The organism is Methylobacterium pseudosasicola, from assembly GCF_900114535.1.
In the GTDB taxonomy this organism is placed as follows: Bacteria; Pseudomonadota; Alphaproteobacteria; order Rhizobiales; family Beijerinckiaceae; genus Methylobacterium; species Methylobacterium pseudosasicola.
Genome location: NZ_FOTK01000004.1, coordinates 126,632 through 151,683, shown reverse-complemented (window position 1 = coordinate 151,683; position 25,052 = coordinate 126,632). Strand labels below are relative to the sequence as shown.

18 protein-coding genes are annotated in these 25,052 nt (G+C 68.8%); 14 read left to right on the top strand and 4 right to left on the bottom strand.

Features of this window, described 5'->3' with window-relative positions:
- Positions 1-30: 30 nt before the first annotated feature.
- The gene (gene tsaE / locus BM228_RS05915) at positions 31-1,608 is read right to left on the bottom strand and encodes a tRNA (adenosine(37)-N6)-threonylcarbamoyltransferase complex ATPase subunit type 1 TsaE (protein ID WP_092038088.1); all 1,578 of its coding nucleotides are present in this window, start codon (positions 1,606-1,608) and stop codon (positions 31-33) included.
- A gap of 366 nt (positions 1,609-1,974) precedes the next feature.
- On the opposite strand from tsaE, the gene cynS reads away from it, so the two are divergent.
- Entirely contained in the window at positions 1,975-2,463 is a 489-nt protein-coding gene (gene cynS, locus BM228_RS05910; protein WP_092038087.1) for a cyanase, read from the top strand.
- Between the two features lie 716 nt (positions 2,464-3,179).
- Positions 3,180-5,342: a TonB-dependent receptor gene (locus BM228_RS05905; protein ID WP_092038085.1), complete on the top strand. Its 2,163-nt coding sequence runs from the start codon at positions 3,180-3,182 to the stop codon at positions 5,340-5,342.
- 27 nt (positions 5,343-5,369) lie between these two features.
- On the opposite strand, the gene BM228_RS05900 is transcribed toward BM228_RS05905, so the two are convergent.
- Both BM228_RS05900 and BM228_RS05895 read right to left on the bottom strand, forming a co-directional pair.
- Entirely contained in the window at positions 5,370-8,645 is a 3,276-nt protein-coding gene (locus BM228_RS05900; RefSeq protein ID WP_092038084.1) for an efflux RND transporter permease subunit, read from the bottom strand.
- A gap of 216 nt (positions 8,646-8,861) precedes the next feature.
- Positions 8,862-10,082, bottom strand: coding sequence for an SfnB family sulfur acquisition oxidoreductase (locus BM228_RS05895; protein WP_092038082.1), 1,221 nt, complete (start codon positions 10,080-10,082; stop codon positions 8,862-8,864).
- Between the two features lie 327 nt (positions 10,083-10,409).
- Here BM228_RS05895 and BM228_RS05890 point away from each other — a divergent pair, with 327 nt between their 5' ends.
- The 12 genes from BM228_RS05890 to BM228_RS05835 all read left to right on the top strand — a co-directional run bounded on the left by BM228_RS05890 (position 10,410) and on the right by BM228_RS05835 (position 24,021).
- On the top strand, positions 10,410-11,429 hold the full coding sequence (locus BM228_RS05890) for a sugar ABC transporter substrate-binding protein (RefSeq protein ID WP_092038081.1): 1,020 nt from the start codon (positions 10,410-10,412) through the stop codon (positions 11,427-11,429).
- Between the two features lies 1 nt (position 11,430).
- Positions 11,431-13,002 carry a sugar ABC transporter ATP-binding protein gene (locus BM228_RS05885; RefSeq protein ID WP_092038079.1) on the top strand — a complete coding sequence of 524 codons (1,572 nt, stop codon included), beginning with the start codon at positions 11,431-11,433 and terminating at the stop codon, positions 13,000-13,002.
- Positions 13,003-13,027: 25 nt separating this feature from the next.
- Positions 13,028-14,044 (top strand): ABC transporter permease, encoded by a 1,017-nt coding sequence (locus BM228_RS05880; RefSeq protein WP_425284914.1) that lies wholly within the window; start codon positions 13,028-13,030, stop codon positions 14,042-14,044.
- Positions 14,041-15,027: an ABC transporter permease gene (locus BM228_RS05875; protein ID WP_092038077.1), complete on the top strand. Its 987-nt coding sequence runs from the start codon at positions 14,041-14,043 to the stop codon at positions 15,025-15,027. The genes BM228_RS05880 and BM228_RS05875 overlap by 4 nt, the downstream gene beginning before the upstream one ends.
- A gap of 360 nt (positions 15,028-15,387) precedes the next feature.
- On the top strand, positions 15,388-16,797 hold the full coding sequence (locus BM228_RS05870) for an LLM class flavin-dependent oxidoreductase (RefSeq protein WP_092038076.1): 1,410 nt from the start codon (positions 15,388-15,390) through the stop codon (positions 16,795-16,797).
- Between the two features lie 8 nt (positions 16,798-16,805).
- Entirely contained in the window at positions 16,806-17,576 is a 771-nt protein-coding gene (locus BM228_RS05865) for an ABC transporter ATP-binding protein (protein WP_092038074.1), read from the top strand.
- 10 nt (positions 17,577-17,586) lie between these two features.
- On the top strand, positions 17,587-18,468 hold the full coding sequence (locus tag BM228_RS05860; RefSeq protein ID WP_092038072.1) for a branched-chain amino acid ABC transporter permease: 882 nt from the start codon (positions 17,587-17,589) through the stop codon (positions 18,466-18,468).
- Between the two features lie 3 nt (positions 18,469-18,471).
- Positions 18,472-19,521: a branched-chain amino acid ABC transporter permease gene (locus BM228_RS05855; RefSeq protein WP_092038071.1), complete on the top strand. Its 1,050-nt coding sequence runs from the start codon at positions 18,472-18,474 to the stop codon at positions 19,519-19,521.
- A gap of 23 nt (positions 19,522-19,544) precedes the next feature.
- A complete protein-coding gene (locus tag BM228_RS05850; protein WP_092038069.1) occupies positions 19,545-20,891 on the top strand; it encodes an ABC transporter substrate-binding protein in 1,347 nt (448 codons plus the stop codon).
- Complete coding sequence (locus BM228_RS05845) at positions 20,888-21,676, top strand: ABC transporter ATP-binding protein (RefSeq protein WP_092038067.1); 789 nt, start codon at positions 20,888-20,890, stop codon at positions 21,674-21,676. Before BM228_RS05850 ends, BM228_RS05845 begins: the two co-directional genes overlap by 4 nt.
- Before the next feature lie 30 nt (positions 21,677-21,706).
- Positions 21,707-22,969 carry an acyl-CoA dehydrogenase family protein gene (locus BM228_RS05840; protein WP_092038065.1) on the top strand — a complete coding sequence of 421 codons (1,263 nt, stop codon included), beginning with the start codon at positions 21,707-21,709 and terminating at the stop codon, positions 22,967-22,969.
- 14 nt (positions 22,970-22,983) lie between these two features.
- Positions 22,984-24,021 carry a substrate-binding domain-containing protein gene (locus BM228_RS05835; protein ID WP_092038063.1) on the top strand — a complete coding sequence of 346 codons (1,038 nt, stop codon included), beginning with the start codon at positions 22,984-22,986 and terminating at the stop codon, positions 24,019-24,021.
- Between the two features lie 13 nt (positions 24,022-24,034).
- On the opposite strand, the gene BM228_RS05830 is transcribed toward BM228_RS05835, so the two are convergent.
- A complete protein-coding gene (locus tag BM228_RS05830) occupies positions 24,035-25,048 on the bottom strand; it encodes an ABC transporter permease (RefSeq protein WP_092038061.1) in 1,014 nt (337 codons plus the stop codon).
- Positions 25,049-25,052: the final 4 nt, after the last annotated feature.

The window sequence follows — 25,052 nt, the reverse complement described above, 5'->3', positions numbered from 1 at the left end:
TTTGCGGGTGCAGGGCGGAGCCCTGCGGGCTCAGGCCTCCTCCTCGGGGGCGACGAGACCCGGCAGATGCGCCGCGTGCCAGGCCCGCAGCTCGGCCAGCGCCGGATGGGCGAGGTTGCGGGTGAGATAGCCCTCGATCCGCGGCAGGTGGGCGAGGTAGCCGGGCTTGCCGTCGCGCCGCTCGAGCCGGGCGAAGATCCCTAAGATCTTGGTGGCGCGCTGGGCCGCCAGTAGGGCGTAGGCGGTGGCGAAGGCGCCGACATCGAAGGCCGGGTCCCGGCTGCGGCGCTCCCGGGCGTAGAGGCCGAGCAGCCGCAGCTCGAACTCGGCGCTGGAATCGACCCGGGCATCCTGCAGCAGCGAGGCGACGTCATAGGCCGGGTGGCCCATCACGGCGTCCTGGAAATCGATCAGCCCGACCCGCTCCAGCCCCTCCCGCTCGGGCAGCCAGATCAGGTTCGGCGAGTGGTAGTCGCGCAGGGTCCAGGTGGCCCGGTCGGGGATCGCGTTCTGCAGGGCCGTGCGCCACAGGGCCACGAACTCGGCCCGGGCGCCCTCCGACAGGGTGACGTTCCGGATCGCCGGGGCGTACCATTCGGGCATCAGCTCGGCCTCGAACAGCAGAGCCGCCTCGTCGTAGACAGGCAGGACGTGCTCGATGCCGTCCGCCACCGGCAGCACCGCGGGCAGAGGCGTCGCGTGGAGCTTGGCGAGGAGGCGCACCGCCTCGGTGTAGCGCTCGGGCCGGGGCGCGCCGCCCTCGACCACAGGCTCCCGGCCGAGATCCTCGAGGATCAGCAGGCCCTCGGACAGGTCCTCGCCGTAGATCTTGGGGGCCGAGAAGCCGAGCGCCCGCAGGCCGCGGTCGAGGGCCACGAAGGCGTGGACGCTCTCGGCCAGGTGCACGATCGCGCTGTAGGGCTTGCCGTCGCGGACCGGCGGCCCGTCGGGGCGAGGCGGGGCGATCATCAGCACGGCGCTGGTGCCGTCGGGCTTGGTCAGGCGCTCGTAGGCGCGGGAGGAGGCGTCGCCCTGCATCAGGGTCCGCTCGGCGATGTCCCAGCCGCTGCGGTCGAGCAGGCGGCGCACCGCCCGGGCCCGGTCGAGCCGGGCGCGCATGCCGCCGGTGCCGTCGATCCGGGCGAGGCGGGCCTCGGCGCCGAACTCGGCCCGCAGGGACAGGTCGATGGTCAGCACCGGGCCGTCGCGGGGCGGCATCCGGTCGGGCCACTCGACCAGGGTGATGGCGTCCTCGGCCATCTCGTCGAAGCCGAGCTCCACCAATTCGTCGGGATCGCGCAGGCGGTAGAGGTCGGCGTGGACGATGGCCCGGCCGTCCCGGGCCGTGTAGGGCTGGATCAGCGTGAAGGTCGGGCTCGGCACCTCCAGGCGCGGATCGCCGGCGAGCTCGCGGATCACCGCCCGCGCCAGGGTGGTCTTGCCGCCGCCGAGACCACCCGAGAGCGCCACGACGTCGCCCGGGAGCAGGAATTCCGACAGGAACAGGCCGAGATCCTCCGTGGCCGTCTCCTCCGGCAGCACGAATTCCCACGGCGCCGGGGGCGCGGATGCGCCCGCCCTCTGTTCGTCCTGATCGTCCCCGTCCAAAGCCTGCCTCCGAGACACGAGGGCGCATGGTCCGAAAACACGCCGCGGATGCAAGCGTTTCCGGCCATGCCGGCGCGCTTCCCGCCGGTCCGGTGCATTGAAACCACGCTTCGCAGTCTCTTCGCAGCGGAAACATCCGGTGCGTCGCGAATTGTGATCTCTGCGAAGAATTGGCTGGCGCAGCCCTTGCAACCGCGCGTTTCCGCGCGTCTCAGCCGAGACCGCGGGCCGCGTTCCGTGCCCGGCGCCGACCGACGCCCCCCGTCGGTTCCGGTCCGGGTGCGCACCCCGCCCGGGGTGGGGTGAGGCCGCTCGCCCCTCGCGGCCTCACCCGAACCAGCCTGACAAATCAACACGGAGCCCAGAATGAAGCGCGCCGACCTGACTGAGAAGCTTCTCGACATCAAACGCGAGAAGGGCTGGAGCTGGGCGCATATCCACGAGGCGATCGGCGGCCTCTCGCCGTTCCTGATCACCGCGGCCTGCATGGGCCAGATGAAGCTGCCCAAGGCCCAGGCCAAGCGGGCCGCCGAGCTGTTCGGCCTCACGGCCGCCGAGGAGCGGATGCTCAACGAGGCGCCCTATCGCGGCTCGATCCCGGCGATGCCGCCCACCGATCCGCTGATCTACCGGTTCTACGAGCTGGTGATGGTCTACGGCACGACCTTCAAGGAGCTGATCCAGGAGGAGTTCGGCGACGGCATCATGTCGGCGATCGACTTCAACATGGAGATGGCCCGGGAGGCCAACAACAAGGGCGACCGGGTGAAGCTGACCATGTCGGGCAAGTTCCTGCCGTACAAGTATTACGGCAACGACGACGACACGCCGGAATACGGCTTCAAGGAGGGCTGAGCGGCGCCTCGGAGGCCGGGGCCGGTTCCCGGGGTCTCGCGCGAGTCCCTGAGCGGCAGCCCCGTGCCATCCCCCGGGGGTGCGAGGATCGCCGCCTGGGCATGTCGGCGGCTTCGAGGCCTCGCGCCTCCGGCCGCACCGGGATGACGGGCGGCCGTTTTCGGTCCGCCCCCGCGAACCGATCGGCGCGTTCGGCGGATCGACCCGCGCCGGCATCGACGGCGCGAACGGCCCCAATCAGGCGCCCGGGCTCCGCCAGGTCGGTCCGCCGGCGGTGGATCCGCTCCGGACCGCCGCCAATGGCGGTCGGATCGCGCGGCCGTCCGGGGCGAGCAGCGCCGGCCCGGAGCGGCCCCGCAGGCCTCCGGACAAGGCCGCCGGCCAAGCCCCCCGGCGGACTGCCGACGCTCGACCGCGCCGCGGCTCCGGCCTGCGCGCAGCAGGCGATCCCCCAATCCGGCGTTACAACTCCGCAACAGTTCGGCCAAAACGTTTCCAGTTTTTAAGAATTACAATTCAACACCCATGGAAAATCGCGATCCCCGCGAGCGGCATGAATTACGATTTGTAATCGTTCTAGGACTGGTTCTATTTAAAAATCCAGGACACAGCCGGATTAAGCATTGATTGTATTTTAACGGCGCCATTAATCCCCGCCTTGATCCTTGTTAAAAATCAGATCTGGCCGGCTTCCGTGTGAAGCCGCGGGGAATGCCATGACCAATATCTTCGCGCGGCGACTGGCAGGCCTTCTGCTGTCCAGTACGTTCCTGGCCGGCGCGGCCCAAGCACAACCGATCGCCGTTCCTGCGGAAGATGCCGGCGCCGTTACCTTGAGTCAGCTGAGCGTGGAGAGCCAAAGCGTGCGCCCGGAGCCGCAAGGCGGCGTGACGGTGGGTTATCTGACGAAACAGACGCGCACCGCCACCAAGACGAGCACGCCGGTCCTCGACATCCCACAATCCATCACCGTCATACCGCGCGAGCAGTTCCTCGACCAAAACTATCAGAACCTGACCGACCAGCTGCGCTTCGTGCCCGGCGTGATCCCGGCGCAGGGTGAAAGCAACCGCGACCAGGTCATCATTCGCGGCCAGAACACCAGTGCCGATTTTTACGTCAACGGTGTCCGTGATGACGTCCAATACTTCCGCGATCTGTACAACATCCAACGCATCGAAGTCCTGAAGGGGCCCGACTCGCTCATCTTCGGCCGCGGCGGCGGCGGCGGTGTCATCAATCGCGTGCTCAAGGAGGCGGACGGTTATCGCGTTCGCGAGATCGTGGCGGGCGGCGGCCAGTTCGGCGACAAGCGCGTGGCCGTCGATGTCGGCGACCGGATCAGCGACAGCGTGTTCTTCCGTCTCAATGGCATGTTCGAGGATTCGGGGACCTACCGGCAATTCGGTGACTTGACGCGCTACGGGATCAATCCGACAGCAACGATCGTCATCGATCCGCAAACGACCTTGAAGCTGTCCTACGAGTACTTCCACGACAACCGCTTCCCCGACCGGGGCATCCCTTCGCAGTTCGGACGACCGTATCAATACAAGAACAACATTCGAACATTCTTTGGAAACCCCAACGTCAATTTCACCAAGGTCGATGCGAATATTCTGACGGCACAGCTCGATCACCAGTTCGATTCCGGCGTGGACATGCACAGCCAGCTGCGATTTGCGGATTACGACCGATACTATATCAATACTTTGCCGGGCAGCTCCGTCAATGCCGCCGGAACCGCCGTGACGATCACGGGCTATCGCAACGAAACGCCGCGGACGAATTACTTCAGCCAGAACGACTTTACGTACAAGTTCCTCACGGGCGACATCAAGCACACGCTGCTCGGCGGCTTCGAGCTCGGCTATCAGGACGGGATCGCCTACCGGCAGTCGCTGTTTTTCGGGAACAACCTGGCGAGCAGCGTCGTCGTCAACCCGCTTCGCCCCCTGACATTCGCGCCCACGTTCCTGCGCAACAACGGCACCACGGATGCCAACGCGCGCTACAATCTCGGTCTCGCGGCGGTCTATGCGCAGGACCAGATCGACATCACCGACTGGCTGCAGATCGTCGGCGGCCTGCGCTACGATCATTTCGACTTCTCATCCACGGACCGGCGGACGCTGCTGACCAACAACCGGATCGATGATCCGATCTCGCCGCGCGCCGGTCTCGTGCTGAAGCCGCTGCCCAACCTCGCCCTCTACACGAGCTACAGCGTTTCCTATCTCCCGTCCTCCGGCGACCAGATCGGCAACTTCACGCCGGGTCTGGTCATCGCCAAGCCGGAGCAGTTCGAGAACACCGAGGTCGGCATCAAATACGACGTCAATCCGCGGTTCCAGCTGACGGCGGCCGCCTACAACCTCGACCGCTACAACCAGCGGCTGGCCGATCCCAACAATCCCGGCTTCTTCATCCTGTCGGGCAAGACCAACACGCAGGGATTCGAGATCGGCGCGAACGGTTACGTCACCGATTGGTGGCAGATCGCGGGCGGCTACGCCTTCACCGACGCACGCATCGCCAGCGCCACCTCTGCGATCATCGTGGCGGGCAACAAGGTCGGCCTCGTTCCGTTCAACGCGTTCACGCTCTGGAACAAGTTCGATGTGACGCGCGATTTTTCAGTGGGCATCGGAATATTGAATTATTCCCATACCTTCGCCGCGTCGGACAACACCGTGCGCCTGCCCGGCTATACACGCTTCGACCTCGGATTGTTTTATCAGATCAACGAGGACGTTCGAGCACAGATCAACATCGAGAACCTGCTCGACCGGCGCTACATCTTCAATGCCGACAACAACAACAACATCACGCCGGGCGCCCCGCGCACGATCCGGGCGCAGATCATCGCACGATTCTGAAGGGCGGCGGCTGCGTGACGTGGCCCCTCACGCAGCCGCCGCAGCGCTGCCCTCCGCCTCCAAATAATCCTGCACCGGCTGCGCGGGGCCGCTGCGCAGCAGCACGTAGAGGAACGGCACGAGCAGCAGGGTCGCCGGGGTGGCGAAGGCGATGCCGCCCATCACGGCGCGGGCCAGCGCGGCGTTCTGCTCGCCGCCCTCGCCGGTGCCGAGCGCCATCGGGATCAGGCCGAAGAACATCGCCGAGGCGGTCATCAGCACCGGCCGCAGGCGGGTCTCGCCGGCGGTGATCGCCGCCTCCAGGGCGCTGCAGCCGGTGGCCTCCCGGTGCTCCTTGGCGAAGGTCACGAGCAGGATCGAGTTCGCCGAGGCGATGCCCACCGACATGATCGCCCCGAAGATCGACGGGATCGAGAAGGCGGTCCCGGTGATGAACAGCGCGAAGGTGATGCCGCAGAAGGCCATCGGCAGGGCCGCGATCACCACGAACGGGTCGCCCCAGCTCTGATAGTTCACCGCCATCAGCAGGTAGACGGCGATCAGCGCGATCCCGAGCCCGATCTCCAGGCGGAAGAAGGCCGAGCGCATGTTCTCGATCTGGCCGCGCACGGTGATCTTGTCGGGCGCCTGCAGGTTCTTCTGCTCGTCCTGCACGATCGCGTCGATGTCGCGGGCCACCGAGCCGAGGTCGCGGTCCTGGACCGAGGCGAAGATGTCGAAGGTGGGCTGGATGTTGACGTGGTTGATCACCGTCTGGGTCGGCACCCGGCGCAGTTCGGCGAGGCTCGAGAGCAGGGTCAGCACCCCCGGGCCGGTGCCGAAGGTGGCGGCCGCCCGCACGAACATCGGCGTGTTGCGCAGGTCGGTGAGCGAGGCGTTGCGGTATTCCGGCGTCTGCACCCAGAGCTGGTACGGGATGCCGGTCTTGGGGTCGGGCCAGAAATTCGGCGTGACCTGGTAGCTGCCCGACAGCGAGATGTTCATGTTCTGCGCCACCTGCTGCTCGGTGAGCCCCTGCTCGGAGGCGAGCCGCCGGTCGACCTCGACGTAGAATTGCGGCTCGTTGACGATCTGCTGCAGGTGGACGTCCACCAGGCCCTTGGTGTGCTTGAGCCGCTGGACGATGCGCTGGGCGACCTCCAGGTCCTTCTCCTTGTTCCGGCCGGAGACCTGCACGTCGATCGGCGTGATGACGCCGAAATTCAGGATCTGGGTGATCATGTCGGCGGGCTGGAAATAGACAGTCAGGTCGGGGAAGCGCTTCATCAGCACTTCGCGCAGGCGCTTCTTGTAGAGCGCCACCGAGCCGTGCCCCTCCTTGAGGCTGATCAGCATCTGTCCGTCGTTGTAGGAGACGAACGAGCCGTCCGAGAAGGCGAAGTTGTAGTTGGTCGAGGGCAGGCCGATATTGTCGAGGATCTGCTCGATCTCGCCCGGCGGGATCACCGTGCGGACCGTGTCCTCGACCTCGGCGAAGACCTGCTGGGTGGTCTCGATGCGCATGCCGGTGCGGGTGCGCAGATGCAGGGTCATCTGGCTGGCCTCGATCTCCGGGAAGTAATCCTCGCCGACGAAGACGAACAGCAATCCGGTCATCCCGAGGACGAAGCCCACGACGCTTAGTGTGGCGAGCCGCCGGCCCAGCACCACGTGGAGCAGGCCGACATAGCCCCGGTGGAACCGGGTGAAGCCGCGCTCGAACACCCCGTGGACGCGACCGGCGAGGTGGAACAGCGGCGCGGAGACGAGGCCGAAGGCTCGGGCGATGCGGCCCTGGCGGGGCGGAGCGCGCTCGTCCCGATCCTTCGCATGCTTCTGGGCATATTCCGGCGCCACGATCACGTCGATCATGAGCGGCACCAGGGTGCGCGACAGCAGGTAGGAAGTCAGCATCGCGAACACGACCGCGAGCGCCTGCGGGGTGAACAGGTACTTTGGCGTGTCGGTGAGCGCGAACACCGCCGTGAAGGCGGCGCAGATCGACAGGGTCGAGATCAAAGCCGGCTTGGCGATGCCGGCGGCGCCGTGGACCACGCTCTCGCGGAACTCCTCGCCCTCCTCGAACAGCCGGTAGGTGTTCTCGATCGCCACCGTGGCGTCGTCCACCAGGATGCCGACCGCGAGCGCCAGGCCGCCCAGCGTCATCACGTTGATGGTCTCGCCCAGCGCCGCCAGTACGGCGAGCGAGGTCATCACGCAGAGCGGGATCGAGATCAGCACGATCAGGGTCGAGCGCCACGAGCCCAGGAACAGCAGGATCGCCAGCCCCGTGAGCCCCGCCGCGATGGCCGCCTCGTGCAGCACGCCCTCGATCGCGTTCGAGACGAACACCGACTGGTCGAACAGCGGCTTGATCGTCATGCCCTCGGGGGCGGCGGCCCGGATCGTCGGCATCGCCGCCTTGACGTTGTTGACGACGTTCAGCGTCGAGGCGTTGCCGTTCTTGATCACCTGCATCAGCACGGCCTGGCCGCCATCGGCCCGGACCACGTTGATCTGCGGCGGCCCGCCGTCGCGGACATAGGCCACGTCGCGCATCAGCACCGGCTGGCCGGCCACCACCTTGATCGGCGCGAGGTTGAGGGTCTCGATCGAGGGCGGCGTGGCGTTGAGCTGAATCGGGTATTGCTGCTCGCCGATCTTGGCGAGGCCCGACGGCACCGTGAGGTTCTGGGCCGTCATGGCGTTGGTGACGTCGAGCGGCGTCAGGCCGAGCGCCTGGAGGGCGTTGAGGTCGAGATCGACCATGATCTGGCGCGGCGCGCCGCCGAACGGCGCCGGCAGGGTCGAGCCCGGCACCTGCGCGAGCGTCTGCCGGATGCGGTACTGGGCGTAGTCGTAGACCTGGTTGAGGCTGTCCTTGGCCGAGGTCAGGGCCAGCTGGATCACCGGGACCGAGGAGGCCGAGTAGCGCACGATGATCGGCGGCTGCGTGCCGGCCGGCATCGCAGCCCGGATCGAGTTGGTCGACGACACCACCTGGGCGATGGCGAGATCGATGCTGACCGCCGGATCGAAGTAGATCCGCTGCACCGCCGTGCCCTGGAGCGTGGTCGACTCCATGCGGCGGATGTTGTTGACGTTGTTGGAGATGCCGTACTCGGCATAGGTCGTGATGCGCTGTTCCATCTCCGGCGTGGACAGGCCGGTATAGGTCCAGACCACGACGACCACCGGGATGTCGACGACCGGCAGCACGTCCTTGGGCGTGACGATGAGCGCGCCGACGCCGCCGAGCATCATCAGCACGGCGAGCACGTAGGTCGTGATCCGGAACTTGAGAGCGTAGAGGACGAGGCCCATGCGGTCTCCGCCGGCCGGCGCAAGGCCGGCCCCTTCGCGTCGCGTGCCGGCGCACCGGACGCCAAGCCTGTTTCGCTATCATGTCCAAGCAGGCAAGGGGCGGGCCGCGACGCCGCAGGGGTCGGGACGTGCTACGGGCGAGACGGTTCGCGCATCGTCGCCGGAAGAGCGGAACGGCCGGAGATACGCGGAGCTTTCCGGGACGATCCCCGCCCCTCAGCTCCAGGCGTGCCGCGGCGGTGCGATGCCGTTCAGGGCGTGGTTGCCGATGTGAAAGGACTTCCAGCGCACCGGGTCGTGCAGCGTGTGCGTGCGGGCGTTGCGCCAGTGGCGGTCGAGGTTGTCGGCCGCCAGAACCGAGCGCGTGCCGGACAGCTCGTGGAGCTTGTCGGCGGCGAGCAGCGCGATCTCCGTGGTCAGCACCTTGGCCTCGGCCACCGCCACCGCCGTCTCCGTGACCGCGGCATCGGTCGGCGCGTCCAGGATGGCGTCGATGGCGCGGCCGGCCCGGGCCAGCATGGCCTCGGCCGCGCGCAGCTTCACGGTGAGATCGCCGATCTGGTGGATCGTCAGGACATCTTCCGTGGCCCGCTCACGGCCGCTGTCTATCCATGGCCGGGCGCGCGTCCGGACGAAGCGGATCGTCTCGTCGCGGGCGCCGCGCGCGATGCCGAGATCGACCGCCGCCTGGATGAACTGCGAGACCGCCCCGTTCGACGACGGCGCCTCGCCGCCCCGCCAGGCCGGGATCACGGCCTCGGCGCCCACGCGCACGCCGCGCAGGGTGACGTCGCCGCTCGCCGTGGTGCGCTGTCCGAATCCGGACCAGCTGTCGGTGATCGTGAGGCCCGGCGCGTCGCGGTCCGCGATGGCGAGGTGGACCCGGCCCTCCGGGTCGACCGCGCCGATGTGGATGTAGTGGGCGAACAGCGCGCCGGTGGCGTAGAACTTGTCGCCCTCGACCACGAAATGCTCGCCGTCGCGGCGCAAAGTCGTCTCGAAGGCGCCGACATGGCGGCTGTTACGCTCCGAGAAGGCGTTGCCCAGCCGATAGCCGCGCAGCGCCCGGTCGAACCAGAGCCGCTTCTGCGCCTCGGAGGCCGTGACCCGGATCACGTCGAGCGCCGCGAGATGGTTCTGCGGAAGCTGGCCCAGGGACGGGTCGGCGGCCGAGACGAGGGCGATCACCTCCCCCACCGTGACGAAGCTCGCGCCCAGGCCACCATAGGCCGCGGGCACCGTGATGCCCCACAGGCCGGAGCCCGAGAACCGGTCGAGTTCCGCCACCGGCAGGCGCCGCTCGCGGTCCCGCTCGGCGGCGCCGGTGGCGAAATCGGCGGCCAGATCGCGCGCGATCCGCAGCGCCTCGGCCTCGGAGGCGATGCGGTGCGCCTGCGGATGAAGCGCGAAGGGCGGTGTCGGCGCGGCGATCGGCATGGCGGGGTCTCGGGACGGAATCGGGCAGTCGCGGGGCGTTCAATCCGGGCCGAGCCGGCAGGCGAGCCACACGACGGGGTGCAAGCGAAAGCAAACACCCGTGCAAGTCAAGCGAGAGGCCGCGCCGCTTGTGCCATCTGGAAGATGTGATCCTCCGATAGACATACAATCTGGTCCTGAGGCGAAGTGATTTTGCCTTGCACCATCGGATTGAGTGAGAATTTTGTTCCAAGAACGCGCGAACAAACCCGATTGATCATCCGGCAATTTCGGAACGATCTTGATGCGCCCCGATCGCCCGACCGATGGGCCGGAATTTTGAGAGCCATGTCTGACACGCGCGCGCATCCGTCACGACGCACCCTGATGCAGATGGGCGCGGCCCTGGGCGCCGCGTCCCTGGTCCAGGGCACGGCCCGGGCTGGCGAGGCCGCGCCGGCCGCCGGAGCCGACGAGAAGCTGTCGCTGAAGGGCAAGACCATCGCGATCAGCGTCGCCGGGACGGATCACTTCTTCGACCTCAAGGCCTATCAGGCGCAGGTCGAGACCGTGAAGGAACTCGGCGGCACGCCGATCGGACTCGATGCCGGGCGCAGCGACAAGGCGCTGGTCAGCCAGTTGCAGACCCTCGTGACCCAGAAGCCCGATGCCGTCATCCAGACGCTCGGGACCCTGACGGTGGTCGACCCGTGGCTGAAGAAGCTGCGCCAGGCCGGGATCCCGGTCTTCTCCGTGGACCTGCCCTCGACCAACGTGATCAACACGGCGACCTCGGACAATTTTTCGCTCGGTGCGCAGCTGGCGCTGCAGCTCGTCTCGGACATCAACGGCCGCGGCAAGATCGTCGTGTTCAACGGCTTCGCCGGCGTCCCGGTCTGCGAGATCCGCTACACGGAGCTCAAGACCGTCCTGAAGTATTACCCGGAGGCCAGCATCGTCCAGCCGGAGCTGCGGGACGTGATCCCGAACACGGTGCAGGACGCCTATGGGCAGATCACCGCGCTGCTCAGCAAGTATCCCGAAAAGGGCTCCATCGCGGCGATCTGGTCAGCCTGGGACATCCCGCAGCTCGGCGCCACGCAGGCGCTGATCGCGGCGGGCCGCACCGAGATCCGCACCTACGGCGTCGACGGGACGCCCGAGGTCCTGGCGCTGGTCAAGGATCCGAACGCGCCGGCCGGCGCCGTGGCGGCGCAGCAGCCCGCCGCGATCGGCCGGACCGCCGTGCTCAACGTCGCCCGCTATCTCAACGGCGACAGGAGCCTGCCGTCCCAGACGTTCCTGCCGGCGATCATCGCCAACAAGGCGAACGCCGCCGAGGTCCAGCGGCAGCTCGGCCAGGCCTGACATGGCCGCCGCCGAGCCGACGACCCGGACGCTGCCCGATCCGCCGCCGGCCCTCGCGATGCGCGACCTAATCGTGACCTTCGGGCCGACCCGCGCCCTCGACGGCGCATCGCTGACCGTCGCGCCGGGGACCATTCACGGGCTGATCGGCCAGAACGGGGCCGGCAAGTCGACGCTCATCAAGGTCCTGGCCGGGCTGGTGACGCCCGAGGCCGGGACGATCGCGCTGCACGGCAATCCGGTCGCCGGGATCACTCCCGCCCGGGTGGAAGACCTCGGCATCGCGTTCATCCACCAGGAGCGGCTGCTGGTGCCCACCGCCACGGTCGGCGAGGCGCTGTTCCTCGGCCGCGAGGGCGCGGGGTCGCGCTTCGGCTGTCTCTTGGGCGGCCTGCAAAAGCGGGCCGAGGCCGCCATCGGTCGTTTCTTCGGGATCCGCCTGCCGCGGAACGCGCTGATCCGCGACCTCACGATCGCGCAGCAGCAGATCGTGCAGATCACCCGGGCGCTGCTGGCCGAGCCCAAGATCGTGGTCTTCGACGAGCCGACGGCGGCGCTCGCCAAGCGCGAGGCGGAGCACCTGTTCGCCGCCATCGCGCGCCTCAAGGCGCAGGGCCTGACCACGATCTACATCTCCCACTACCTCGCCGAGATCGAGCGCCTCTGCGACGCCGTGACGGTGATGCGCAACGGCCGGGACGTCGCTGAGGTCGATCCGCGCCGGACCTCGACGGCGGCACTCACCCGCCTGATGGTCGGACGGGATGTGAGCGACCTCTTCCCGCGCCATCGCGCCGAGCCCGGCGCGCCCATGCTCGCCCTGGCCGGGGTGAGCGTGCCGCCGGCCTTGCGCGACATGTCCTTCGTCCTCCGGCGCGGCGAGGTGCTGGGCCTCACCGGCCTGCTCGGCTCGGGCGCCAAGGAACTGGTCCAGGCGCTGTTCGGCCTCCTGCCGATCAAGTCCGGTACGGTGACGGTCGACGGGCGGGTCGCACATGTCGCGAACCCGCACGACGCCGTGCGCCGGGGCCTCGCCCTGGTGCCGGAGAACCGCCGCGCCCACGGACTCGCCCTCAACCTCGGCATCCGCGAGAACCTGACGCTGGCGAGCCTCGACCGGGTGAGCCGCCGGGGCTGGCTCGACCGGGTCCGGGAGCGCGCCCAGGCGCTGCGCCTGATCGGCGATCTCCAGATCAAGGCGGCCGGCCCCGAGGCACCGGTCCGGACGCTGAGCGGCGGCAACCAGCAGAAGGTTGTGCTCGGCAAATGGCTCGCCCGGGAGGCCGGCCTCTACATCCTCGACGAGCCGACCATCGGGGTGGATATCGCCGCCAAGGCCGAGATCTACCGGCTGATCGCCGGATTGGCCGAGGGCGGGGCCGGCATCCTGCTGCTCTCCACCGATCTCGACGAGCTGCTCGGGATCTGCGACCGCGTGCTGGTCCTGTATCGCGGGGCGATCGTGTCGGAGCATCCCACGGCCGGGACCACCGCTGATAGCCTGCTCAACGCGACGCTGACGGGCGCCGGGGCCTGCGCCAGGGCCTGTGCGGAGACCAGCCGTGCCGCCTAGCGCAACGGACCGCGGATTCGAAGCCCTGCCCGGCGTCGCCCTGCCGGATCCGGCAGCCGATCCAGAAGCATGGCTCGCCGGAGGGGTGAAGAATCTGGCCGGCCTGCGCAGCGCCGGGAGTTTTCTGTTGGTCCTGGCGGTGCTGGCCGTCTTCGCGGCCTGGGTGCCGGCGTTCCTGGGCACGGCCAATCTCGGCCTGATCCTGGCGCAATCGAGCGTGCTCGGAATCCTGGGCCTCGGGCTGACGCTGGTGCTGATCACTGGCGGCACGGATGTCGTCGCTGGCGGCATCGACCTGTCGCTCGCCGGCACCCTCGGGCTCTCGGCCGCCGTGTTCGCGGGACTCAACCAGGCCGGCGTCGGCGATGCCGCCTGCGTGGCCGCGGCGCTCGGCACCGGTCTCGCGGTCGGCCTGGTGAACGCGGTCGCGGTCCTGCGCCTGCGCATCCCGCCGCTGCTCGCGACCCTGGCGTCCATGAACATCTGCGCCGGGCTGGAGCTCGTGATCACCGAGAACACCACCATCTCGGCCGCCTCGCCCCTGATCGACGGGCTCGGCGGCACCGGGCCGCTGGACGTACCGGTCCTCGGCTACCTCCTGCTCGCCGTAGCGTTTCTCTTCGCGGCGAGCCTACGCCTCACCCCGCTCGGCCCGCGCGCCTACGCGGTCGGCGCCCATCCGGAGGCCGCCCGCGCCGCTGGCCTCTCGATGAGCCGCTACCGGGCCGGCTCCTACCTCGCGAGCGGCCTGTCCGGCGGCCTGGCCGGCATCGCCTCCGTGGCGTTCCTCAACAGCGCGACCGGCGGCTCCGCCGATATGCTGCTGCCCGTGGTGGCCACGGCCTTCCTGGGCGTGGTGTTCTCGCGCCGCCTGGTCCCGACCGTCACCGGCACGCTGCTCGCGGCCCTGTTCGTCGGCAGCCTGACCAACGGCTTCCAGCTCCTGCACGTCTCGACCTACTGGGTGAACGGGATCGAGGGGGCGCTGATCCTCGCCGTCGTGGGGGCGACAGCGGCCTCGGCGAAGGGACACGCCGCATGAGCCTCGTCACGGCGGAGCGCCGCCGCCTCGCCCTGCCGGCCGCCGAGATCGTGCGGTTCGGCATCCCGATCGCGCTGGGGCTCGTCCTCGTGGCCTTCTCCGCCGCGGCGCCGGGCTTCCTCACGGTGGCGAACGTCACCGGCGTGCTGGTCAACAACGTCGCCCTGGCGGCGATCGTGGCCATCGCCATGACGCTCGCCGTCGCCGCGGGCGGCACCGACCTGTCGGTCGGGACCGCCGTCGATCTCGGCAGCCTGGCCTTCATCACGGCGATCGGGGCCGGCCAGCCGGTCGCCCTGGCCGGCCTCTACGGCCTCCTCGCCGGGATCGGCACCGGGCTGTTCAACGCGCTGCTGATCGCCCGGCTGTCGATCACGCCGTTCCTGGCGACCCTCGGCACGCTGTTCATCGGCCACAGTTTGCAGCAGCTGACCACCGATGGCGGCAACCCGGTCTACGTCCCGGCCGACCGCATCCCGGCGGCTTTGGCAATCCTCGGCCACGGTTCCGTCCTCGGCGTGCCGCTCGCGCTCTGGCTGGTGCTGATCTTCGGCGTCGGCGCGTGGCTGCTGCTCGCGCGCACGCGCTTCGGACGCGAGGTGCTGGCGGTCGGCACCCAGGTCGAGGTGGCGATCCATTCCGGCCTGCCGGTGCGGCGGATCCTGACCCTTGTCTACGTGGCAAGCGCGGCCATCGCGGCGCTCGCCGGCATCCTGCTCTCGGCGCATGTGAATGCCTACGTGCCGTATGCCGGCAACGCCTACCTGCTCGACAGCATCGGGGCCGCCTTCATCGGAACCTCGCTCAGCCGGAACCGCCGGCCCAACATTCCCGGCACGATCCTGGGCGTCGTACTGTTCGCCTTCGTGACCAACGGCCTGCTGCTCGTCGGCTGGAATTTTTACTGGCAGCAGGTCGGCACCGGCGTGCTGATCTTTTTGACCCTGGCCTTCGCCTTCGCGGGACCGCGCCCGCACGTCTGATCGGGAGGAGCTTTTGCGCAGGAGCGCAGCGTCGAAGCCGGTCGCGGCTTGGAGATCGCGCCCCGTCCTACCGCAGGCGACAATAAGAAAACCTTCTTTCGCGCCGCTCGCGAAATAAAGCAGGCCGTTTCATTGACGACTCGGCGGATGCAACGCAAACATTCCACGGCACAGCGATGAATTTGCCCTCAAAATATGCTTGATCGATAGATGATCCGGGAAGCAATCAGCTTCTCGGCGGGGTCATTAATATAATTCTTGCCTGGATACAGCGGCGCGTCGGTCGCTCGTCTTACACTGTCTGATGCGCCACGCGGGTGCCGCGCGCCGCCGATCCCCGAACCGGACCACACACCCTTCATGACCCGCCAGATCCGCTTCAACGCCTTCGACATGAACTGCGTCGGCCACCAATCGCCGGGGCTGTGGGCGCATCCGCGGGACCGCTCCTGGCAGTACAAGGACCTGGAATACTGGCAGGATCTGGCCCGGACTCTCGAACGGGGTATCTTCGACGGGATCTTCATCGCCGACGTGGTCGGCTATTACGACGTCTACAAGGGCTCGAACTGGCACGCCCTGCATCAGGCGGCGCAGATCCCGGTCAACGATCCGCTCCAGCTCGCCGCTCCGATCGCGCTGGCGACCGAGCATCTCGGCATCGGCATCACCGCCTCGACCTCGTTCGAGCACCCCTACACCTTCGCGCGCCGGCTCTCGACGGCCGACCATCACACCAAGGGGCGGGTCGGCTGGAACATCGTCACCTCGTATCTCGAGAGCGGTGCGAAGAATGTCGGCCAGGACGGCCTGAAGCGCCACGACAACCGCTACGAGGTCGCGGCCGAATACGTCGATGTGCTCTACAAGCTGTTCGAGGGCAGCTGGGAAGAGGGCGCGGTCCTGCGGGATCGGGAGCGGCGGATCTTCACCGACCCGTCCAAGGTCCACGAGATCGGCCATCGCGGCCGCCATTTCACGGTGCCGGGCTACCATCTCTGCGAGCCCTCGCCGCAGCGCACGCCGGTGCTCTACCAGGCCGGCGCCTCGGGACCCGGCAAGGCGTTCGCGGGGCATCATGCCGAGTGCGTGTTCGTGGCTGCGCCCCTGAAGCCGATGCTGAAGGCCTATGTGGCGGATGTGCGCGCGCAGGCGCAGGCCGCCGGGCGCTCGCCCCGCGACGTGCTGATCTACAACCTCACCACCGTGATCGTCGCCGAGACCGACGCGGCCGCGCAGAAGAAATTCGAGGACTACCGGTCCTACGCCTCGCACGACGGCGCTTTGGTACTCCTGTCCGGCTGGAGCGGCATCGATTTCGGCCAGTACGCGCCGACCGACCTCGTCAAGAAGGTCGAGACCAACGCCATCGTGTCGATGGTCGAGCATTTCTCGTCCGCCGAAAACCCCTGGTCGATCGCGGAACTCGCCCAATGGGGCGGCATCGGCGGCCTCGGCCCGGTCTTCGTCGGCTCGCCGACGACCGTCGCCGACATCCTGCAGGAGTGGGTCGAAGAAACGGATGTCGACGGCTTCAACCTCGCCTACGCGGTGACCCCCGAGAGCTTCGAGGATGCGGTCAACCTGCTGGTGCCCGAGCTCCAGAAGCGCGGCGCCTATCCGAAGGCCTACCGCCCCGGAACGCTGCGCGAAAAGCTGTTCGGCCGCGGGCCGTACCTGCCGGAGACCCACCCGGCCCACGGGTTCCGCGACATCGAGGCCGTGAAGGCCCGCGAGGCGGCACTTCGCCCCGCCGCTGCGGCCGAGTGAGGCCGGCCTTGTCCGACACGATCCTCGAACTCACCGATGTCTCGCTAACGTTCAAGGGCATCAAGGCGATCAACGGCTTGAGCTTCGCGGTCCAGCGCGGCGAGATCTGTGCGCTCATCGGCCCGAACGGAGCCGGCAAGAGCTCGCTGCTCAACATCCTCAACGGGGTCTACAGGGCGGAGTCCGGGACGGTCGTGTTCGAGGGCGAGCGCTTCGGCCGCATCCGCCCCGGCTCGGCGGCGAGGCGCGGCATCGGCCGCACCTTCCAGCACGCAGCTTTGTTCGGGCCGCTCTCCGTCCTCGACAACGTGCTGGCGGGCCTCGCGCGCCACAGCCGGACGACGCTGGTCGAGCATGCCTTCGGCTTGCCTCGCGACGCCGCCGAGACGCGCCGCTTTCTTCAGGCCGCCGAGGAGATCCTCGCCTTCCTCGACCTCGCCTCCTACCGCGACCGCATCGTGTCGACGCTGCCCTACGGCATCCAGAAACGGGTCGACCTCGCCCGGGCGCTGGCGGCACGCCCGAAGCTCCTGCTGCTGGACGAGCCGATGGCCGGCATGAACGGCGAGGAGAAGCGAGCGATGGGCGGCTTCATCGAGGCGGCCCGGGACACGTTCGGCCTCACGGTCGTGCTCATCGAGCACGACATCGGCGTGGTGATGAGCCTGTCCGACCACGTCGTGGTGCTCGATTACGGGCGCAAGGTCGGCGACGGGCCGCCGGAGGCCGTGCGCAACGACCCGGTCGTGATCGCGGCCTATCTCGGCAAGCCGCATTGAGGGCCGCCGCATGAGCTTCTTCCTGGAGACGCTCGCGGGCGGCCTGCTCGCCGGCGTGATGTACGCTCTCGTGGCGATCGGTTTCGTGCTGATCTACAAGGCCTCGGGCGTGTTCAACTACGCGCAAGGGGCGATGGTGCTCTGCGCCGCGCTGACCTTCGTCACCCTGACGGAGCGGGATCTGCCCTTCTGGCTCGCCGGCCTGGTGACGCTGGCGATCATGGTGACACTGGCGGTGGCGGTCGAGCGGGTCGTGCTGCGCCCCCTGGTCAACCGGTCGCAAGTGACGCTGTTCATGGCGACGCTCGGCCTGTCCTACGTGATCGAGGGCATTGCGCAGCTCCTGATGGGCGCGAGCGTCCACGAGCTCGACCTCGGCATCCCCGATCTGCCCGTCGCGCTCGGCCCGATCCAGCTCAGCCGCTTCGACCTCGTCGCCGCGGCGAGCGCCGGAGCCCTGGTGATCGCCCTGTCGCTGTTCTTCGAACGCACACGGATCGGCGTGGCTTTGCGCGCGGTGGCGGACGATCCGCAGGCGGCTCTGTCCATCGGCATCCGGCTGCCGATCCTCTGGGCCGCGGTCTGGGCGGTGGCGGGGTTTGTGGCGTTGGTGGCGGGGCTGCTGTGGGGTGCGCGCCAGGGGGTGCAGTTCTCGCTGACCTTCGTGGTGCTGAAGGCGCTGCCGGTGCTGATCATCGGCGGCTTCACCTCGATCGCCGGCGCCATCATCGGCGGCCTCATCGTCGGCGCGGCCGACGCAATTGCCGAGATCTATCTCGGGCCGTTGCTCGGCGGTTCGGTCTCCACTTGGTTCGCCTACCTGCTCGCCGTCGCCTTCCTGCTGGTCCGCCCGGCCGGTCTGTTCGGCGAGCGCGCCATCAAGAGGGTTTGACCCGTGTCGTCCGCTTCCTCCTCGGCCAGCCTCGTACCGGGCCGACGGCTGGCAATTCCCGCCCTGCCCCTCCGATCGGTCGGGCTCGCTCTCCTGCTGGCGCTGGCCTTCGTTGGCATCCCCCTGGTGGCCACCGACTATTGGTACAACGCGATCTTGATCCCGTTCCTGATCATGGCGCTCGCGGGTCTCGGCCTGAACCTGACCATGGGCTACGCGGGCCAGGCCTCCCTGGGCACGGGCGCCTTCATGGCCGTCGGCGCCTACGCCACCTACAACCTGCTGCTGCGCCTTCCCAGCCTGCCGCTGCCGGCCAGCCTCGCCCTGGGCGGCCTGATCGCCGGCCTCGCGGGCCTCGTGGTCGGGCTGCCGAGCCTGCGCATCAAGGGCTTCTACCTCATCGCGCCGACGCTCGCCGGGCAGTTCCTGATCGAGTGGACCTTCAACCAAGTCGGCTGGTTCTCGAACTACGCCTCCTCCAGTTCCATCTCCGCACCGCGCCTCGCAATCCTCGGCCGCGACCTGTCGAGCCCGGCCGGCCGCTACGCCCTGACGCTGTCGAGCGTCGCGGTCGTGACGGCGATCGCCTGGCGGCTCGTGCGAAGCCAGACGGGCCGGAACTGGCGGGCGGTGCGCGACGGGGAGACGGCGGCCGCGGTGATCGGCGTGCCGGTGGCGCGGGCCAAGCTCTCGGCGTTCTTCGCCGGCGCCGCGGTGTGCGGCGTCGCCGGCGCGCTCTGGGCCTTCGCCTATCTCGGCACGGTCGATGCCCGCAGCTTCGATCTCGATCGGTCCTTCCAGGCGATGTTCATCATCATCATCGGGGGGCTGGGCAGCCTGGCCGGCAGCTTCATCGGCTCGGCCTTCATCGTTTTGACCCCGATCCTGCTGACGCATCTCTCGGAAGCCGTGCTCGGGGCCGGCCTCGACGGTGGGCAGGTCTCGAACATCCAGCGGGTGATCTTCGGCGCGCTGATCATTGGCTTCCTGATTAAGGAGCCCAACGGCCTCGTCGCGCTCATCGGCCGCCTCTGGCGGCACCTCGTCCGCTGACCGTTTTCTCTTGGAGACCCAGGATGTCACGCCTCGTCCGCGCCCTGCGCGCCACCGCCCTCGCGGCGAGCCTCTGCGCCGCCCCCGCCGCCATGGCCGAGCCGGCCAAGCAATACTTCCCGCTGGCGACCTTCAGGGTCGGCGCCTACGCCTCGTCGGGCATTCCGAGCTGGGCCGGCGTCATCGATTACTTTCGCTACATCAACGAGATCGAGGGCGGCATCAACGGCGTAAAGCTGATCTGGGACGAGTGCGAGACCGAGTGGGCGGTCGAGAAGGGCGTCGAGTGCTACGAGCGGATGAAAGGCGGCAAGGACGGTTCGCCGGTGCCGATCTTCCTCCCGCACGGTGACCCGGTCTCAAAGGCGCTCACCGAGAAATCGGTCGCCGACAAGATCCCGCTCGTCACCACCGGCTACGGTCGGACCGAGGCGATCGACGGCCGGGTCTTCCCCTACAGCTTCACGGTCCTGTTCAGCTTCTGGAGCGAGGCGTCCTCGGCAGTCAACTACATCGCCGAGCAGGTCGGCGGGAAGGACAAGCTGAAGGGCCTCAAAATCGCGACCGTCTATCACGACAGCCCCTACGGCAAGGAGACCCAGACCCCGCTCGCCCTGCTCGCCAAGACCTACGGCTTCGAGGACATCCAGATCCCGGTGCCGCATCCCGGCAACGACCAGTCGGCGCAATGGGCGCGCATCCGGCAGATCAAGCCTGACTGGGTGTTCCTGCGCGGCTGGGGGGTGATGACGCCCGTCGCGATCAAGACCGCAGCCAAGACCGGCTTTCCGGTCGATCACATCATCGGCGGCATCTGGTCGGGCTCGGAGGAGGACGTGCGACCGGCGGGCAGCGTGGGCAAGGGCTATCTGGCGATCACGCCGTTCCCGGCCAGCCAGGATTTCGAGATCCTCAAGAAGATCAAGGCCGCAATCGTCGACAAGGGCAAGAGCGACCTGAAGGACCTGAAGAGCTTCGGTTCGGTCTACTACAATTCCGGACTGATCGAGGCGATCATCTCGGTTGAGGCGATCCGCACGGCGCAGGCGCGCTTCGGCAACCGGCCGATCACCGGCGCGGAGGGTCAATGGGGCCTGGAGCACCTCGTTCTCGATGAGGATCGCCTGCGGGCGATCGGCGCCGAGGGCCTCGTCCAGCCCCTGCGGCTCTCGATCAAGGACCACGAGGGCGGGGGCGCCGGCAAGGTCTTGCAATGGGACGGCGCCAAGTGGACCATCGTCAGCAACGGATGGGTCAAGTCCGATCGTGAGCTGCTCCTGCCGCTGATCTACGAGCGCGCCGCGGCCTACGCCAAGGAGAAGGGCATCACGCCCCGCTCCGTGGATTCCGCCGAGGCGGCGGCCCAATGACCGGGGCCGTCGAGGCCGGCTTGGGGCGGCCGCCCTTCCTCGACGTGGTGGCGATCGAGGCCGTCTACGGGGCCTCGATCCTGGCCCTCCACGACGTGTCCCTGAGCGTCGCCCGGGGGGAGATCGTGGCGCTGGTCGGCCCGAACGGCGCTGGCAAGACTACGACCCTGCGGGCGATCTCGAACCTGCTCGGCGCTCAGCGCGGCGCCCTGCGCGGCGGCACGATCCGATGGCAGGGCGAGGAGACCCGACGGCTCGATCCGGCCGATCTCGTGGCGCGCGGGATCGTGCAGGTCCTGGAGGGCCGGCACGTCTTCGGGCAGCTCACCGTGGAGGAGAACCTGCTCACCGGGGGGTATCTGCGCCGTCCGAGCCGGCGGCAGCTCGCCGAGGATCTCGAGCGGGTCTACGGCTGGTTCCCGCGCCTGAGAGAGCGCCGCGGTGCCCTCGCCGGCCTCACCTCCGGCGGCGAGCAGCAGATGGTCGCCATCGGCCGTGCGCTGATGACCCGGCCGACCCTGCTCCTCCTCGACGAGCCCTCGATGGGCCTCGCCCCGATCATCGTCGCCGAGATCTTCGCGATCATCGCCCGCCTCAACCGCGAGGAGGGCCTGAGCGTCCTGATCGCCGAGCAGAGCGCGAACCTTGTGCTCGACCATGCCGACCGCGCCATCGTGCTGGAGAGCGGGCGCGTGGTCGCCTCGGGCCCTTCCGCCGAACTCGCCGCCAGCGGCCGTCTCGCCGCGCTGTATCTCGGCGCCGCAGACGCGTCGACGCGGCACTGACCCTCACCCGCGCCTGGACGAGACGAACCGATGAGCCAAACCGACGCCGCGCCCTGGCCCCCCGAGCGCTCCGCCTGGGGCTCTCCGCCGAGCCCGCGTTACGAGAGCCTAGCGGCCCGGTTCCGGCCGATCTTCGCCCGGATCCGCGAGGGAGCCGTCGCGCGCGAGCGGGAGCGCCGCTTGCCCGAGGAGGCCGTGGGCTGGCTGCGCGCGGCACGGTTCGGCGCCCTGCGGGTGCCGGAGGCGGAGGGCGGCTTCGGCGCGAGCCTGCCGGACCTGTTCGGCCTCCTCGCCGAGCTGGCGCAGGCCGATTCCAACCTGCCTCAGGCCCTGCGCAACCATTTCGGCTTCGCGGAGGATACCGTCAGCAGCCCCCACGATGCGCGCCGGGCGCGCTGGATCGAGCGCCTGGCGGAAGGCGACCTGTTCGGCGGGGCGTGGTCGGAGACTGGGAACGCCGTGGTCGGCACGTTCGAGACCCGCATCCACCGGCGCGGCGACGGCTGGGGGCTCACGGGGCGAAAGTATTACACCACCGGCTCGCTCTTCGCCGACTGGATCGACGTGGTCGGCACCGGCGAGGCCGGGGAGGAGACCTCGGTGGTGGTGTCGGCGCGGGCGCCCGGCGTCGCGATCCTCGACGATTGGGACGGGTTCGGCCAGCGGCTGACCGCGAGCGGCACCGCCACGTTCGCGGACGTGCCCGCCATCGGCGAGCCGCTGCCCACCGAGGTCCGCTTCGCCTACGGCACGGCGTTCTTCCAGGCGGTCCATCTCGCGACGCTCACCGGGATCGCCCGGGCAGCCGCCGACGCGGTGACCGGGGCGGTGCGCATCCGGGATCGGACCTATTCCCACGCCGCCGGCGCGCGGCCGAGCGCCGACCCGCAGGTGCTCCAGGTGGTCGGCCGGGTGCACGCGTTGGCCTACGCGGCGGGGGCGCTCAACGCCCGGGCGGCGGAAGCCGTGCAGCGCGCCTACGAGGCCCGGGTCGCGAACCTGCCCGAAGCGCAAGCGCAGGCGATCACCATCGCCTCGGAGATCGAGCTCGCCCAGGCGCAGACCGTGCTGACCGGCCTCGTCCTGGACGCGGGCACGATCCTGTTCGACGCGCTGGGCGCCTCCGCGACGAGCAGCCGGCACGCCCTGGACCGGCACTGGCGCAACGCCCGCACGATCGCCTCGCACAACCCGCGCATCTTCAAGGACCGGATCGTCGGCGATTTCGCGGTCAACGGCACCGAGCCGCCGTTCCAGTGGAAGATCGGCCGCGTCCTGCCGGCCGCATCCTGACAGCGAGGCCAGCCATGTCCGTGCGTCTTCGTCTCTGCGCCGCCATCGCGGCCCTCGGCCTCGCGACCGCCGCCTGGGCAGCCGGCCTCGCCGGTGCCCCGCCGCCCTTCGATCGCGGCGACGTCACGGTCGCCCTGGTCCGCTACCTGTCGGTCGGCGATTTCTACCAGGCCTACGAGGCCGGGGCGCGGGCGCAGGCCAAGGCGCTCGGCATCGACCTGCGGATCTTCCCGGGCAAGCAGGACGCGGCGCAGGAGCGCGAGCAGGTCGAGCAGGCCATCGCGCTGGGCGCCAAGGCGATCGTGATCGATCACGGCCTGCCTGAGTCCCTCAAGGACGTCGCCCGGAAGGCGCTCGATGCCGGCATCAAGGTCGTGGCCTTCGACGTGAACCTCGACCATCCGCGGATCCCGCAGGTCGAGCAGAGCGATCGGGCGCTCGCCCAGAAGGCGCTGGATCAGGTCGTTCAGGAGAACGGGACCAGCTTTCAGGCGGCCTATATCTATGTCGCCGGCTTCGCGCCCCTCGATCGCCGCGATGCGGTCTGGACCGCCTTTAAGGCCGCCCATCCGGGGGTGATCGAGAAGGCCCGGTTCGGCACCGTCAGCGACGCGACCGCGAGCGTCGTCGCCGACCAGGCCAAGGCGGCCCTGCGCGCCAATCCCGACATCACGGTGGTCTTTGCGCCGTATGACGAGTTCGCCCGCGGCGCAAAGCTCGCCGTGAATGAATTGAACCTTGCCGATAAGGTAAAAATCTATTCGGCCGACGTCTCGACCGCGGATATCGGCGAGATCACCGAGCCGGGCAGCCCCTGGGTCGCCAGCGTCGCGACGAATCCTGCCGTGGTCGGCGCGGTGTCGATCCGGGCCGCGGCGCTCGCGCTTGCCGGCCAGGATCTCGGGCCTCGGATCACCGTCGAGCCAATCCTGCTGACGCAGGGGGCGCTCCGGGAAGCCGGGGTGAAGACCATCGCGGATCTGAACGCCCGGATCCCGGCCTTCGGCCATTCGGAGGCCGCGACCGCCCCCTGGATCCCGCAGCCACGCTGATCGCCCGTCGCGATCAGGCCCGCTTCGGCGCGAGGCCGTAGGTGACGGTCAGGGCGCCGATCAGAACGGCGCCCTTGACGAAATCCTGGAGGTAATAGGGCGCGTTCAGCATCGTCAGGCCGTTGAGCAGGACGCCTACGAACACGGCGCCCACGACCGTGCCGAGGATGTTCGGCCGGTTGGCCCCGAGCACGGCGTAGCCGATCAGCGCGGCCGCGATGGCGTCCAGCATCAGCCCGTTGCCGGCCGAAACGTCGCCCCGGCCAATCCGGGCGGCCATCAGGATGCCGCCGAGCGACGCCACGGTGGAGGAGATGACGTAGGCGCAAACCCGGTAGGCCCGCGTCGGCGCGCCGGCGAGCCGCGCCGCGAGCTCGTTGCCGCCGACCGCGTGGAACACCCGGCCAAAGCGGGTGAGATCCATCACGAACCAGAGCGCGGCGGCCACGACCGCCAGCACCAGCACCGGGACCGGCAGGATGTCCCAGAACCGATGCCGGCCGAGGGCAAGGAACGCGTTCGTGAAGGCACCGTCCGCCACAGACCCGTCGAGCAGGGTCATGCCCGGCGCGATCGAGCGGCCCCCGGTCGGGATCAGCTGGAGGCCGGCCAAGAGGAACAGCATCCCGAGCGTGGCGAGGAGATCGGGGATGCCGAGCCGCACGATCAGGAGCGCGTTGCCGAGGCCGACCAGGATTCCGAGGCCCAGGCAGAGCAGGATGGTGCTGCCGGTCGAGCCGTCGAGCACGATCAGGCTGTAGGCGGCGGCCATCTGCACGAAGGCGGCGAGCCCGCCGACCGAGAGATCGAACCCGCCGGCGATCATCGTGACCGTGACGCCGACGCCGAGCAGCGCCACGATGGCGACGGCCTGCAGGATGCTGAACAGGTTGTTGACGCGCAGGAAGGCCGGCTGCGCGACCGCGAAGACCACCACCAGTCCCACGAGCAGGATCAGGAGCCCGTAATCGATTGCGAAGCGGCGCAGGGACGAGGCCCCCTTCGGAGCGCGGGCGGGTGACGCCATGACG